The following is a 12,916-nucleotide window of genomic DNA, read 5'->3' as shown; positions in this document are numbered from 1 at the left end:
CGTTGAGTAATGCCATTTGTGCTAATTTTTCTTTTTCGGCTTGTTCCATTGCATGATGAGCTTCTGAACGTGCCACTAATGTTTTTAAATCGACACTTGCGGCATTAGAACGTCCACAGCCCACAAGAAAAAGGGCAACCAATGCGATTGCACTAAAACACCATGCTTTTACATTCATCTTTTGCATTTTAATTCCTCACTTTCATATCTCTCCATAAATCTTGTGATAAAAATAACAGACTGCCCTATTTACTTCATTTTAACCACCCCTTTCATAAATTGCAAGGCTTAAATAAAAATATACTCACTTCTGTTCTTTTTCAGCGATCTTTTATTCCAACAAAATATCGGGATTATGGATAAGCTCCACCAGATCTGCCGACAGTTCCGACTGCCCCATCGACTGCTGGGAACGTCCATAGTCTAAAAATAAACGCTTGAATGCCATAAAGAGATAGTCGTTCGGACGCTGCACCTGCCCTTGACGAATCTGATACATGCATGATTTAAACGTTTTCGCCAGCATTTGGTGTAAGTATGACCCGCTAGGATCAATCTCAAAGCCCACACCCAAACTATAGCCCAAGTCTTTCTCCGCCGACTGCTGTGCAAACATCACCTTATCCGCATAAAGCTTCAACGCTTCCGCATTGCCGTAGGCAAAATTCTCAAGAAGTTTTAAAAGCGTTTCGCCATAAAAATGTTTAAAACTCATATTGTCTAAATACTGGTGCACTAACTCTAAATTAAGCGTTTCTGAATTTTGACTCTCGGACACATTTTTCCAGAGGATGGAATTTTCATCGCTTGGGCGATCTTTAATCTCTTTAAGATCTTTATAGTTATCTTTATATATATAGGGCGCAAATTTTGCTAGTCCGCTTGTATCAAGGGTTTCCACGTTTTTTATTTTGCCTTTTATCGCAAGCAATGAGAGCCTGTGGATTACTCAAAAGATATCCTATTATAGGAAGGGAAAGATTAAGAGGATGAATAATGATTATTAGGTGCAGGCGTGAGAGTATGCTACTATAAAAAAGAGTAATTAATATAAAGGAGTTCTTTATGTATCGAACATATTTATCTAAGAAAAATCATAGTGCCCATTATTTTTATGGTGCAGCAGTCATTGTTTGTCTGCCTTTTTTATTGTTATTGTGGGGGACTGTCTGTCATCAAGCAGCATTAACAGCCATGGACTATCAGTGGGGGCATTATATCTATCAATTACGCTCGCCACAGTGGACACCTTTTGTGATTGGTGTGACAACAATTGGGAATGTGTGGCCACAAACTATACTGACTGCTATCTTTGCGGTAGGTTTGTGGTGGATGAATGAGCGATACTATGCGCAGTACCTTGCATGGGCCATGTTCTTGGGAGCACTTTTATTGAATGGTGGCATAAAGCAACTTGTAGCTAGAATTCGCCCAACGGAAGTTACCCATTTAATTGACCAAGGTGGATACTCATTCCCCAGTGGACATGCGATGGGAATGACAATTTTATGTAGCATGCTTTTATTTATTATTTTCCAAAAGGTACAGACTATCACTGCCAAAATGATATGGACTGTCATATTAGTCGGACTTACTTTAGCCATTGCATGTAGTCGTATCTATTTGGGAGTACATTTTGTGTCAGATGTGATTGCAGGGATATCTTTGGGCTTGAGTTTCAGTTTGTTATTTATGGGAAGTAGCAAAAAAAGACACAAATATCGAATAAATAGCCCATACTAAATTGAGGAGGGACAAGATGAAGATTGCAATTGTAGGAATGGGAGTAGCTGGTGGAAATACACTGCGTTCCCTTTATGAGAAGAATGCTGTCCGCCCTAGTGATGAGATTCATGTATATGAAGATCGCTTGACACCAGGTGTTGGATTACCTTATCAGCCAGATGATGACCGCCTTATTTTAAATTCTTTTTCAATGGATGTCAGCTTGAATCCGGATGATCCAGATGAATATGTAAAATTTCTGGAAGAACATTATCCTGGACGCTTTGGTCGTTATGAATTTACTCCGCGTATGATTTTTGGTGAATATGCAACGCAACGCTTTGCCCCTTATTTAGAAAAAGAAGAAGTACAATGGATAAAAAAACGTGTAACACGTCTAACGCCAATACTATCCGATCATCATCCTGACAAATTGCGATTTTGCGTGCAAGTAGACCAGAACCGTCCTGGAGAAATATATGATGCGGTCTTCTTGGCAGTGGGACACCCTCCTTATGCGGATTATTATGGCTTGAAAGGACAGCCGGGATATATTCATGAACCTTTTCCAGTGTCGCATCTACTGGAGCAGATTGATCCATCAAAAGATCGTGTGGGCATTGTTGGCAGCAGTCTGACTGCTCTTGATGTGATGGAATATTTGCAGGAGTCTGCATCATTTGCATATCCGCTTACTTTTTATACATTGCATGAACCATTTGCGACAGTTAAAGATACATTATATGAAGGGGATGAAGTATTTTGCACATTTGATGATGCTTGGATTGAAGCGCACCGATTGCCATCAGGAAAGATAGCACTCGATGATGTACTTGCACAATTTAAAAAAGATTTGTCCGACAGTCAGATTCACTTAGACTATATTATGGAGCATTTTGGCACAGGTTCTTTATATGAGGTGCATCAACAATTACAACAAGCAGACGAGCAATTATTGAAATTTCAATATTATATTGCATTACTTTCTCCGCATATGACGGCAATTGTGAATGCATTAGATGATAGAGGACGCCGCCACTTTTTTGAAACTTATCGTCCATGGTATGAATATTTTCATGTTCAACTGTCCAAAGTAAAAATGGAAAAAATATGGAAGGGTTACCTCAATGGCACTATCCGCTTTGTACGTGAAATTGTTGTAATTGAACCAGCAAAAGATAAAGGTGTTGTGATTAAGACGGCACACCATCGCACATATCATGCCGATGTTCTAATTAATGCAACAGGGTTTGAGACACGCTTGTCATATGCAGCGGCAGAGGATCCACTCATCCATTCGCTACTTGAAGCGGATCTTATGATGCCCTCTCCTCAGCAAGATGTTGCGATTACGTGGCCAGGATCACAGCCATTAAGTCGCACTTATGGTGTGGTTGATAATTTATATTTATCTGGATTTTGGATTGGGACGACCCAGTATCCGAATAATAATGTTCAACGTGCTGCACAACAAGGTGCACGTATGGTGGACAGTTTCAAAAAGAATAATCATCGTTAAGATCAAAAAAGACTTGTGCATGCACAAGTCTTTTTTATTCAACAACGGTCAGATCAGCCACTGTAATAGGTAGGATTGCTTGTAAATGTTCAAGTGAAAGCTCGACAGAGTAATTGACTTTTCCTGCACTAAATAAAAAAGTTGAAAATAATTGTGCCGATTCATCAATATATGTTGGTAAGTCGACTTTCATGCCAATAGGGGAGCATCCTCCATGAACATAACCCGTTAATGGCAATAAGTCGCGCTCTTTTATCATATGAATATTTTTTTCGCCGCAAGCTGCTGCCGCTTTTTTTAAGTCTAATTCTTCTGTCGTTGGAATCATAAAAACATAGTGCGCATTTGATTTACCAACAGTGACTAACGTTTTAAAAATTTGCGACTGCGAAAGGATACCTTGTGCCGCCATATTTTCTAGTGGTTTATAATGTGGCTTGTAAGGGAGGCGGTGCTGTTCAATCAGTCGCATCACATTTGTTTTTTCATTTTTTGACATGTTGTTCGTCCTTTCCACTGCTAGTATAGCAAAGTCAGCGAAAATAAAAAAGAACACTCACATGCCAATATATCTAAAATGCGACTAAAAATTAAAATCATCTCATGCTTTAGGCTGAAATTAAAAGAGAATAGGTGGAAATTGTCATTTATTTGTTATAATAGAAAGTGAAAAAAGTAAGTCATTCATTTTTTAAGTGAATAATAGCAAAGGAGCTTTTGACATGAAACAATTTCTAAAAAAAATAATTATTGCTGCAGCTAGTGTCGGGATGTTGGCAAATGCTGGTCTTGTGGCACATGCTGTCGATACGCAATGGGATAAACCAACTGTCATCTATGGTGCAGGTCTTTCCGAGGCCGAGAAGAAAGAAACAGCGGTCCAATTAGGGATGGATAAACAAGAAGTGTTAGAATCCGTAGTCACTGGAAAAGATTTAGAGAAATATTTGGGTTATGCTACAGCAGATGCCAATATGATTTCGAGTGTTGCAGTGAAACGTACAGGCAAAGGTGGGGGCGTAACAGTCAATATTGCTACACCTAAAAATATCACGCTCATTACAAAAGAACAATATATGAATGCAGCATTCACCGCTGGTATCGAAAATGCAGACATTCAAGTTGCTGCAATTCGTCCTGTTACAGGAGAAAGTGCTCTAACAGGTGTATATAAAGCATTCGAAGAAAATGGCGAACATTTAGAGAGTAACCGTATGGCGGTAGCACAAGAAGAGCTAGAAACGACAAGTGACATCGCCCAAACATTAGACAAAGACCAAGCCAAACGTCTGGATGCTGCTATCGTTGAAATCAAACAACAACTTGCAGATTTGAAAAAAAGAACTGATGAATTAGCAACACGTGAAGATATCGAAAAAATTATTAATGATGCACTTGATGAATATGATCTTTCAAGTATTTTGACAGAAGAGCAGATGAATCGTTTAATTGCACTTTTTGAGAAATATCAACAAACAAGTGCCATTGACTCCGACAAAATCAAAGAACAATTAGGAAATTTAAAAGATAAACTTGGAAAAGTATGGAAAGAAGCAGAAGAAAGTGGCGTCATTGACCGTATTGTTCAATTTTTGCGCGATATATGGAATGCGATAATGGATGCCTTTCATAATTGATAGAAAATCTAAAGCATAAAAATAAATGAATGTCCCTTAAAAGAAATCTCCCACATCAATTGGTGGGAGATTTTTTAGGATATTTTTTGAAGAATTCTTTTTAAAATTATGATAGACTAGACATGTGAAAGCGAGGTGATGATGATGAGAGAAGAATTATTAAAAGGCCAGCTAGTGGAAGTTCAATTGGAAACTTTCATTAACCAAAATGGGGAAGTCCATCATCATATATTTGACGAGATGGGGCGTATTGTGAAGCTGAATGAGCATTATTATATAAGATTCGAAGAAACGAATCAAAACCAGCAGTTGCCTAAAGCGTCCATAACAATAAAAATACATCCTCAAGGGCGCGTAACCGTTATTCGAAATGGTGAGCAGACTACGCGTTTAGTGTTTGACAAAAAACAAAAGACCATTTCTCGCTATGCTACGCCGGCAGGTCTTTTAGAGCTTGATGTATCAACGACTCGCTTACAATTCGTAACAAGTGACCAGCCTTTTTCGGGTGCATTGGATGTCGATTATCATATGGTAAGTGGGGACGACATCTTCGGTCGTTATCAAATGCATTTGCGTTTTACGACATAATCAAGTAGTCTATAGAAATAAAAAAGATAATAAAGGAAGTGTCAACGTGGATTTATTCAATCAAATTTATGACAAAAGAGAACTCTCCATGCTAGATGTCGCCAAAATGATCTTAGTGCGTCATGGCGATATTATGGACTTTAATGATTTACTTGCCGAAATCGCCGAATTTCTAGAGCTTGATGACGATCAACTTGAAAGCGAGATGGCACAATTTTATACGGACTTAAATACGGACGGCCAATTTATCTCTTTAGGGGATAATCTGTGGGGCTTGCGTAATTGGTATCCTTTCGAATCTATTAATGAAGTCCTAACACAAGAAAATACGGAAGAAGATATTACACCACGTCGCAGTTCTGATGGCTTTGACGATTATGACAGCCTCTTCGAACAAGAAGAAAAAGAAGCATTAGATGAAGAAGATAGCGATGAATTGGATGAGGAAACAGAAAAAGATGAAGATCTAGATGCTTATCGTGACGATCTCGATGATCTGGAAGAAGACTCTGACGAGCTTGAAGATCTAGAGATTGAAGATGATGAAGATGTCCTTGCAGATGATGAAGATGACGACGATTTAATTTAGGCGACATTTTACTTGACGAAGGGTCTAAAAGTACGTATCATATTATTTGGGCACTAGAATTATTCTAGTCAGAACACCATAGAGAATAAGGCTCCCTACTTGTATCGAGTAGGGAGTTTTCTTTATTTAGATTAAAATAGGAGGAATTATTTATGACAAAGTATATCTTTTTTACTGGCGGTGTCGTATCGTCCATTGGTAAAGGAATTTCTGCAGCTTCTCTTGGCCGATTGCTCAAAAATCGAGGCTTAAAAGTTACGACTCAAAAATTTGACCCCTATATTAACGTTGACCCAGGCACGATGAGTCCGCTTCAACATGGTGAAGTCTTCGTAACGGAAGATGGGGCAGAAGCTGATTTGGACCTTGGGCATTATGAACGCTTTATTGATAATACCTTAAATAAATATTCTAGCGTAACGGCTGGGAAAATTTATTCCGAAGTCCTAGAAAAAGAACGTCGCGGCGAACTTAATGGCGCTACCGTTCAAGTAATTCCTCATATTACAAACCAAATCAAAGAAAAATTAATGCGCGCTGCTGAAACGACTGACTCCGAAATCATCATTACAGAAATCGGTGGCACTGTCGGCGATATTGAATCGCTACCACACTTGGAAGCACTGCGCCAAATGCGTACAGATGTAGGGGCAGAGAATGTACTTTATATTCATACAACGCTCGTTCCTTATCTGAAAGCATCTGAAGAAATGAAAACAAAACCGACCCAACATTCTGTTAAAGAATTACGTGGTCTTGGAATTCAGCCGAATATCTTGATTTTGCGTAGTGAACACAAATTAGATCAAGCAATCAAAGATAAAATTGCGCTATTTACCGATGTTGAGCCACGTGCTGTCATTGAATCATTAGATGTCGAAACCCTTTACTCTATTCCACTAAGACTTCAAGAACAGCATTTGGATGATTTAGTGCTTGAACATTTTGGCATTGAAGCACCACAAGCAGATATGACGGAGTGGCGTGCACTTGAACAACGCGTCCTTCATCTAGAAAAATCAGTTAAAATAGCTGTCGTTGGTAAATATGTCAGTCTACCCGATGCATATCTTTCTAGTAATGAGGCACTCAAACATGCAGGCTATGCATTCAATAGCAAGATTGATATAAAATGGATTGACTCTGAAAAATTGACAGCTGCTAATGTGGCAGAGCAACTGAGTGATGTTCAAGGCGTCTTGGTTCCTGGAGGCTTTGGCAAACGTGGTATTGATGGCAAGCTTGAAGCTATCCGCTATGCACGTGAGCAGGGCGTGCCATTTTTAGGGATTGGATTAGGAATGCAGCTGGTGGTCGTAGAATATGCTCGCCATGTGATGGGACTTGCTGATGCTCACTCAACAGAAATGAATCCCGATACGTTACATCCAGTTGTTAATTTACAAGATGATCAGCATGATGTGACCGTTATGGGTGGAACATTGCGCCTAGGCAGTTATAATGCAAAATTAAAAGAAGGTTCCTATACACGTGCTATTTATGGTGGACAAGAAATCGTAAGTGAACGCCACCGTAACCGTTATGAAGTGAATCAAGAGTATTTCGAAGCACTAGAAAAAGCAGGATTTTGCTTGTCTGGAATCAATACAGAAGAAAATTGTGTGGACTTTGTCGAAATCAAAGACCATCCATTCTTCGTTGCAACGCAAGCGCATCCTGAGTTCAAATCACGTCCGAATCGTCCGCATCCGCTTTATCGTGAATTCATCAAAAAAAGTTTAGAAATGGAATAAGACGCTTAACCGGCAGTGGCCACTGGATTTCACTGCCGGTTTTAATTATACTTAAAGTGTGGAAATGAAAAATAGGAGGAAAAAATATGAGTCGTTTAGTAAATATGACGGATATGCTAAATAAAGCATTAGATGAAGGATATGCAGTTGGCCAATTCAATATCAACAACCTTGAATGGACGCAAGCAATCTTAGAAGCGACGAAACGAGAAAATTCACCAGTTATTTTAGGTGTATCAGAAGGTGCTGCAAAATATATGGGCGGTTTTAAAGTAGCTGCAGCAATGGTAGAAGCCTTGCTCGAAACAATGGCGGTTGAACAGCCAGTAGCACTTCACTTAGACCATGGCTCAAGTGTCGCAGTAGCAAAAGAAGCGATTGAAGCAGGTTTTTCATCGGTGATGTTAGACTTATCCGCACGTCCTATTGATGAAAATATCGAACAGACAAAAGAACTTGTAGTCTTTGCACATGAACATGGTGCAAGTGTTGAAGCGGAAGTTGGGACAGTTGGCGGTCAAGAAGATGGCGTCATTGGTAATGTGATCTATGCAGATCCACAAGAGTGCAAACGCATGGTAGATGAAGCGGGCATTGATGCATTGGCTGCAGCGCTCGGTTCAGTTCATGGTCCATTGACAGGAGAACCAAAATTAGGATTTGCTGAAATGAAAGAAATCTCTGAATTGACGAAGACACCGCTTGTCCTACATGGGGGAACAGGCATTCCAGAACATCAAATTAAAAAAGCGATTGCTAATGGCCATGCTAAGATTAATGTGAACACAGAATTGCAACAAGTATGGGCAGCGAGAGTTCGTGAAGTGCTAGACAATGATGAAATGGTCTATGACCCACGTAAAATTATCGGTCCTGGAAAAGAGAATATTACAAATGCAACGATCGATAAAATGCGCATGTTTGGCTCTAGCCAAAAAGCATAATAATGATGAGCCGGTTTAACCGGCTTTTTTAATTAGAATGAGTCTAAAAACTTGAATGAATTCTGGAAAAAGACTATGATGAAAATGTAGAAAAGATGGTTCTACATTATAATGTAAGTATTTCATCATATTTTAAAAAGTAATAGAAAGAAGGAATGTGCAATGACTTTTGACTATTCAGATCGTGGCAAACAACCTGTTGTTGAAGATATCGAAGGCATGACACTTGATAATACGAATTTCCGCACAACAATATGGACGGGCGAACATTTACAAATGACTTTGATGGAAATTGCTCCAAATGATGATATTGGACTAGAAGTTCACCATGATATTGACCAATTTCTACGTGTTGAAGGCGGTGTAGGCCTTTGCAAAATGGGACCTACTGAAGACAATCTCACTTTTGAAAAAGAAGTAAGAGATGGCGATGGTATTTTCGTACCAGATGGCACTTGGCATAATGTGGAAAATATTGGCGATGAACCATTAAAAATTTATACCATTTATGCAAAACCAGACCATGTGCCAGGCACTATTCATGTAACTCATGAAGATGCAGAAAATGATCCCAATGAACATTAAGCAATAACCAATTATTATGCCATTTTATGGCAGACCCCACGAATTAGATATGGGGAAACAAATAATGCATGCACTATTCCAACCAAAAAAGACCTCCACGGATTAAGCGTGGGGGTCTTTTTTATTGGAAAAAAGTGGGCAGAGGAGTCATATGTATGGATGCTTTTGGAACTTATAGTGCAAGTTGGATGCGCCCACCCAGAGGGTGCATGAGTGCATCATTTTTTCTTGAAAAAAGACACCATTTCATTCATGATAACAAAAAGGAGGCGGGAGAATGTATCATATTAGAAAAGCAGTCGCTGCAGATCTGCCACGTGTGAAGCAATTAATTCAAAATGGCCGCAAACGGCAAATTGCATCAGGCAACATTCACCAGTGGCAGAGGGGCTATCCAAGTGATGAACTCTTACAGAATGATTTTGACAGGGGTACCATTTACTTATGCCTTGAATGTGCACAGATCGTTGGAACCTTTACATTATTCCAGATGCCAGACCCAACATATGCTACGATTTCTAATGGGAATTGGTTGAATGATGCGCCATATGTAACCATTCATCGTATTGCCACTGCTGAATCTGCACCGGGGGCAGGTCAATTTTGTCTATCTTTTGTGCAACGCCATTTCGATAATATTCGGATTGATACGCATGAAGACAATCATGTGATGCGCCATATTTTGGCTAAGTTGGGATTTCAAGAAGTGGGTATTATTCAACTGGCAGACGGAAGCGACCGTTTAGCCTTTCATTATGCAAAATAAAAAGCCTTTTGTCCTCTTTGACAAAAGGCTTTATTTTAGTCATTTAATAGTTCAATTGAGATTTCTTGTGCAGCTTTATGGCTGACAAGTATTTTGTCCCCTTTGCTATTTCTAAGGGTGAGCGGTCCTTCTAGGTCATCAATGGCCAGCAATTTGAATTTCTCACCAGGAACAAGCTCGCGTTCATAGGCATATTGTAAGATATCGGCATGATCGCTGACTTCACGAATGGCGAAGGTTTCGCCAATTTTAGCATCGGATAAGGCAATATAATAATAGACATCAATGGAACCATCTGCACGCGGGATAATGCCTCCATGTGGATCGCGCGTTGGATGATTCAATAATTCACTTAATTTATTAATGAGGCGGTCGCTGGATACATGTTCTAGGAGGTCTGCCTCTGGATGGACATCTTCCCAATTGTAGTCCAAGAATTCATATAAAAATGTCTCCCAGATGCGATGCTTTCTTATTAATTTACGTGCTGTAAGAATTCCTTTTTCTGTAAGTTTAACGCCTTGGTAAGGAATATATGTAATTAGGTCCTCTTCTAATAATCTTGAGTTCATGTCGGTGACTGAAGCTGCAGATACATTAAGTGCGTGTGAGAGCGCCTTGTTGCTGACAATTTCACGTGCACCATCTAAAGAGTGAATTGCTTTAATGTAATCTTCTTTACTTGGGGTCATAAATTCACGTCCTTCTAATACTACTTTCTTTCATTTTATAGGTATTGAAATATATTTACAAACAATAAGTATTTTACAACTCAAAAAAGATGATGCATTCAAAAAAACAATGGTTTGCTATAATAATTATCTTTTTTCGCTATAGCGTAAAAGTCTTAAACCATTCAAGATAACAAGCAATGTACTTCCTTCATGACCAACGACACCGATCGGTAAGTTAATGCTTTGAAAAAGATTGGCTACAATTAATAAAGCAATTACGCTCAGTGAGAAGATAATATTTTGTAGCACAATGCGGCGTGTTGCTCTTGATATACCAATTGAAAAAGGAATCAAATGTAGATCGTCTTGAATGAGCACAACGTCAGCTGTCTCCATAGCAACGTCCGTCCCAGTTCCTAGAGCAAAGCCAACATCGGCAATTGCTAGAGCAGGTGCATCATTAATACCATCGCCGACCATGGCGACTTCACCATATTTTTCTTGCAACTCATGAATGATCTCAGCTTTATCTTGTGGAAGAAGATTAGCACGAACTTTATCAATGTCCAATGATTTTGCGATAAATTGGGCATTACGCTCTTCATCGCCAGTTAGCATGATCGTTTTAATATTCATCTCATGCAGACGTGCAATCGTTGCCTTGCTTTCTGCTTTGACCTGATCGGCTAATGTATAAAAAGCAGCGAATTGTTTATTTTTGCTGACGTAGATAACGGTTTTTCCTTCAGATTCATATTGTAAAATCGTTTCATGTTCATCATGTTTAATGGTATCAAGATGGTGTTCAAGTGTGAATTTTTTGTTACCAATACGCCAAGTATCTTCACCATTGATGACTTCGAACCCTTTTCCTGTAATGTCTTTTACTTCATCGAGCGGTCTTAGCATGACATGTTCTTGCTCGAATTTTTCGATAAAGGCACGTGCGATTGGGTGAGTTGATGAAGATTCTGCAGCATAGACAATTTGGTCGATGAATTCTTTTTGTGCTGGATCATGGTAGAAAGCATCGACAATGGCAGGTTTTCCTTCGGTTAGAGTTCCCGTCTTATCAAAAATGACTGCTTTTAAATCGTTCGTTTTGTCTACAACGTCGCCCCCTTTAAAAAGGATGCCTTTTTTAGCGCTGCGACTAATAGCGGATAAGTTAGCAGGGGCAGAGCTTGCAACGAGAGCACAAGGAGATGCGACAGTCAGCAACACCATTCCGCGGTAGAAACTTTCAGCATAGTCCCACGTCTTAAAGAATAAAGGAGTTAAAAGAATAAATAAAGGAACAGCAACTAGTACTGCCTTAACATATATATTTTCGATGGCTTTGATTTTTGAACTCGTTTTGGACGGATTATTTTTCGCTTCTTCTACCATGCGAATAATTTTTGAAAATAAGGTATCTACATTTTCAACAGCAACTTCCATATCAAATGCTTCATCTTCATTGATCGTTCCGCCGATAACTTCTTCACCATAATGAAGTGTTACAGGTAGCGGCTCGCCAGTAATAGCAGCGGTATTAAGAATTGCCATCTCATCTAGCAATCGGCCGTCAATCGGTACCGCCTCACCTTTACGAACTTGAATGCGGTCGCCAATTTTCAGATCGGCTGTTGCCACTTCAATTAATTCACCTATTTCATTATAAAGTCGTGCAACATCAGGAGTAACTTGCATTAAGGAGGCAATGGAGTCTTGGGTCTTATTCATCGCCATCGTTTCTAATGATTCAGCAAGTGAGAAGATAAAGATTAAAAGCGCTCCTTCCATCCAGTAGCCGATAATAGAAGCACCTACTGCGGCTAGAATCATTAAGATATCGACATTTAATTTATGATATTTTGTTAAGTCTGTCCAAGCGTGTTTCATGGAGTGCCAACCGCCAATTAAAAAAGCAATGATATAAAGTGGCACTGCGACACTCATGTTGTCTGCATGGTCAAAATATAAACCGAAAAGAATTAAGATAGCACTTATAATGGTATTGACCATTTCTGGGTTATTTTCCACCCAGCTTTGCAGTTTTTTCATGTGAATCGATCCTTTCTATTTCTTATATATTTATTGTATAGAATTAAAGAATCAGATTCCACTATTTAGAATCATTCTAAATAGAT

General features: G+C 39.2%; 14 protein-coding genes. 9 read left to right on the top strand and 5 right to left on the bottom strand.

All coding sequences use genetic code 11. The features are described from left to right. Positions 1-187, bottom strand: a 187-nt coding sequence (locus tag C231_RS0105480; RefSeq protein WP_026314324.1) for a hypothetical protein, incomplete at its 3' end; no start/stop codon positions are given. Between the two features lie 144 nt (positions 188-331). Further along, positions 332-901 (bottom strand): hypothetical protein, encoded by a 570-nt coding sequence (locus tag C231_RS0105475; protein WP_018659627.1) that lies wholly within the window; start codon positions 899-901, stop codon positions 332-334. A gap of 164 nt (positions 902-1,065) precedes the next feature. On the opposite strand from C231_RS0105475, the gene C231_RS08295 reads away from it, so the two are divergent. Beyond that, positions 1,066-1,743: a phosphatase PAP2 family protein gene (locus tag C231_RS08295; RefSeq protein WP_018659626.1), complete on the top strand. Its 678-nt coding sequence runs from the start codon at positions 1,066-1,068 to the stop codon at positions 1,741-1,743. Between the two features lie 16 nt (positions 1,744-1,759). Beyond that, entirely contained in the window at positions 1,760-3,244 is a 1,485-nt protein-coding gene (locus C231_RS0105465; RefSeq protein WP_018659625.1) for an FAD/NAD(P)-binding protein, read from the top strand. A 34-nt stretch (positions 3,245-3,278) separates the two neighbouring features. Here the strand turns inward: C231_RS0105465 and C231_RS0105460 are convergent, their stop codons facing one another. After that, positions 3,279-3,743 (bottom strand): aminoacyl-tRNA deacylase, encoded by a 465-nt coding sequence (locus C231_RS0105460; RefSeq protein ID WP_018659624.1) that lies wholly within the window; start codon positions 3,741-3,743, stop codon positions 3,279-3,281. Positions 3,744-3,966: 223 nt separating this feature from the next. On the opposite strand from C231_RS0105460, the gene C231_RS0105455 reads away from it, so the two are divergent. From C231_RS0105455 to C231_RS0105425, 7 genes are all read left to right on the top strand, one after another. Further along, entirely contained in the window at positions 3,967-4,881 is a 915-nt protein-coding gene (locus C231_RS0105455) for a DUF1002 domain-containing protein (RefSeq protein ID WP_018659623.1), read from the top strand. Between the two features lie 144 nt (positions 4,882-5,025). After that, the gene (locus C231_RS0105450; protein ID WP_018659622.1) at positions 5,026-5,472 is read left to right on the top strand and encodes a YwiB family protein; all 447 of its coding nucleotides are present in this window, start codon (positions 5,026-5,028) and stop codon (positions 5,470-5,472) included. A 46-nt stretch (positions 5,473-5,518) separates the two neighbouring features. After that, positions 5,519-6,061, top strand: a complete 543-nt coding sequence (gene rpoE, locus C231_RS0105445; RefSeq protein ID WP_018659621.1) for a DNA-directed RNA polymerase subunit delta — start codon at positions 5,519-5,521, stop codon at positions 6,059-6,061. A 152-nt stretch (positions 6,062-6,213) separates the two neighbouring features. Then, complete coding sequence (locus C231_RS0105440; protein ID WP_018659620.1) at positions 6,214-7,815, top strand: CTP synthase; 1,602 nt, start codon at positions 6,214-6,216, stop codon at positions 7,813-7,815. An 86-nt stretch (positions 7,816-7,901) separates the two neighbouring features. Then, complete coding sequence (fba, locus tag C231_RS0105435; RefSeq protein WP_018659619.1) at positions 7,902-8,759, top strand: class II fructose-1,6-bisphosphate aldolase; 858 nt, start codon at positions 7,902-7,904, stop codon at positions 8,757-8,759. A 162-nt stretch (positions 8,760-8,921) separates the two neighbouring features. Then, on the top strand, positions 8,922-9,344 hold the full coding sequence (locus tag C231_RS0105430; protein ID WP_018659618.1) for a cupin domain-containing protein: 423 nt from the start codon (positions 8,922-8,924) through the stop codon (positions 9,342-9,344). A gap of 277 nt (positions 9,345-9,621) precedes the next feature. Beyond that, positions 9,622-10,110 (top strand): GNAT family N-acetyltransferase, encoded by a 489-nt coding sequence (locus C231_RS0105425; RefSeq protein WP_018659617.1) that lies wholly within the window; start codon positions 9,622-9,624, stop codon positions 10,108-10,110. 35 nt (positions 10,111-10,145) lie between these two features. On the opposite strand, the gene C231_RS0105420 is transcribed toward C231_RS0105425, so the two are convergent. Both C231_RS0105420 and C231_RS0105415 read right to left on the bottom strand, forming a co-directional pair. Then, positions 10,146-10,802 (bottom strand): metal-dependent transcriptional regulator, encoded by a 657-nt coding sequence (locus C231_RS0105420; RefSeq protein WP_018659616.1) that lies wholly within the window; start codon positions 10,800-10,802, stop codon positions 10,146-10,148. A gap of 126 nt (positions 10,803-10,928) precedes the next feature. Further along, positions 10,929-12,830: a heavy metal translocating P-type ATPase gene (locus C231_RS0105415; RefSeq protein ID WP_018659615.1), complete on the bottom strand. Its 1,902-nt coding sequence runs from the start codon at positions 12,828-12,830 to the stop codon at positions 10,929-10,931. Positions 12,831-12,916: the final 86 nt, after the last annotated feature.

The organism is Allofustis seminis DSM 15817, assembly GCF_000374325.1.
Taxonomy (GTDB): domain Bacteria; phylum Bacillota; class Bacilli; order Lactobacillales; family Carnobacteriaceae_A; genus Allofustis; species Allofustis seminis.
This window is presented reverse-complemented; position numbering and strand designations above follow the sequence as displayed.

Excerpts from the sequence above, each read along its gene's own strand:
- C231_RS08295 (WP_018659626.1), top strand. The coding sequence starts at position 1,066 with ATGTATCGAACATATTTATCTAAGAAAAATCATAGTGCCCATTATTTT.
- C231_RS0105465 (WP_018659625.1), top strand. The coding sequence starts at position 1,760 with ATGAAGATTGCAATTGTAGGAATGGGAGTAGCTGGTGGAAATACACTG.
- C231_RS0105460 (WP_018659624.1), bottom strand. The coding sequence starts at position 3,743 with ATGTCAAAAAATGAAAAAACAAATGTGATGCGACTGATTGAACAGCAC.
- C231_RS0105455 (WP_018659623.1), top strand. The coding sequence starts at position 3,967 with ATGAAACAATTTCTAAAAAAAATAATTATTGCTGCAGCTAGTGTCGGG.
- C231_RS0105450 (WP_018659622.1), top strand. The coding sequence starts at position 5,026 with ATGAGAGAAGAATTATTAAAAGGCCAGCTAGTGGAAGTTCAATTGGAA.
- C231_RS0105440 (WP_018659620.1), top strand. The coding sequence starts at position 6,214 with ATGACAAAGTATATCTTTTTTACTGGCGGTGTCGTATCGTCCATTGGT.
- fba (WP_018659619.1), top strand. The coding sequence starts at position 7,902 with ATGAGTCGTTTAGTAAATATGACGGATATGCTAAATAAAGCATTAGAT.
- C231_RS0105430 (WP_018659618.1), top strand. The coding sequence starts at position 8,922 with ATGACTTTTGACTATTCAGATCGTGGCAAACAACCTGTTGTTGAAGAT.
- C231_RS0105425 (WP_018659617.1), top strand. The coding sequence starts at position 9,622 with ATGTATCATATTAGAAAAGCAGTCGCTGCAGATCTGCCACGTGTGAAG.
- C231_RS0105420 (WP_018659616.1), bottom strand. The coding sequence starts at position 10,802 with ATGACCCCAAGTAAAGAAGATTACATTAAAGCAATTCACTCTTTAGAT.
- C231_RS0105415 (WP_018659615.1), bottom strand. The coding sequence starts at position 12,830 with ATGAAAAAACTGCAAAGCTGGGTGGAAAATAACCCAGAAATGGTCAAT.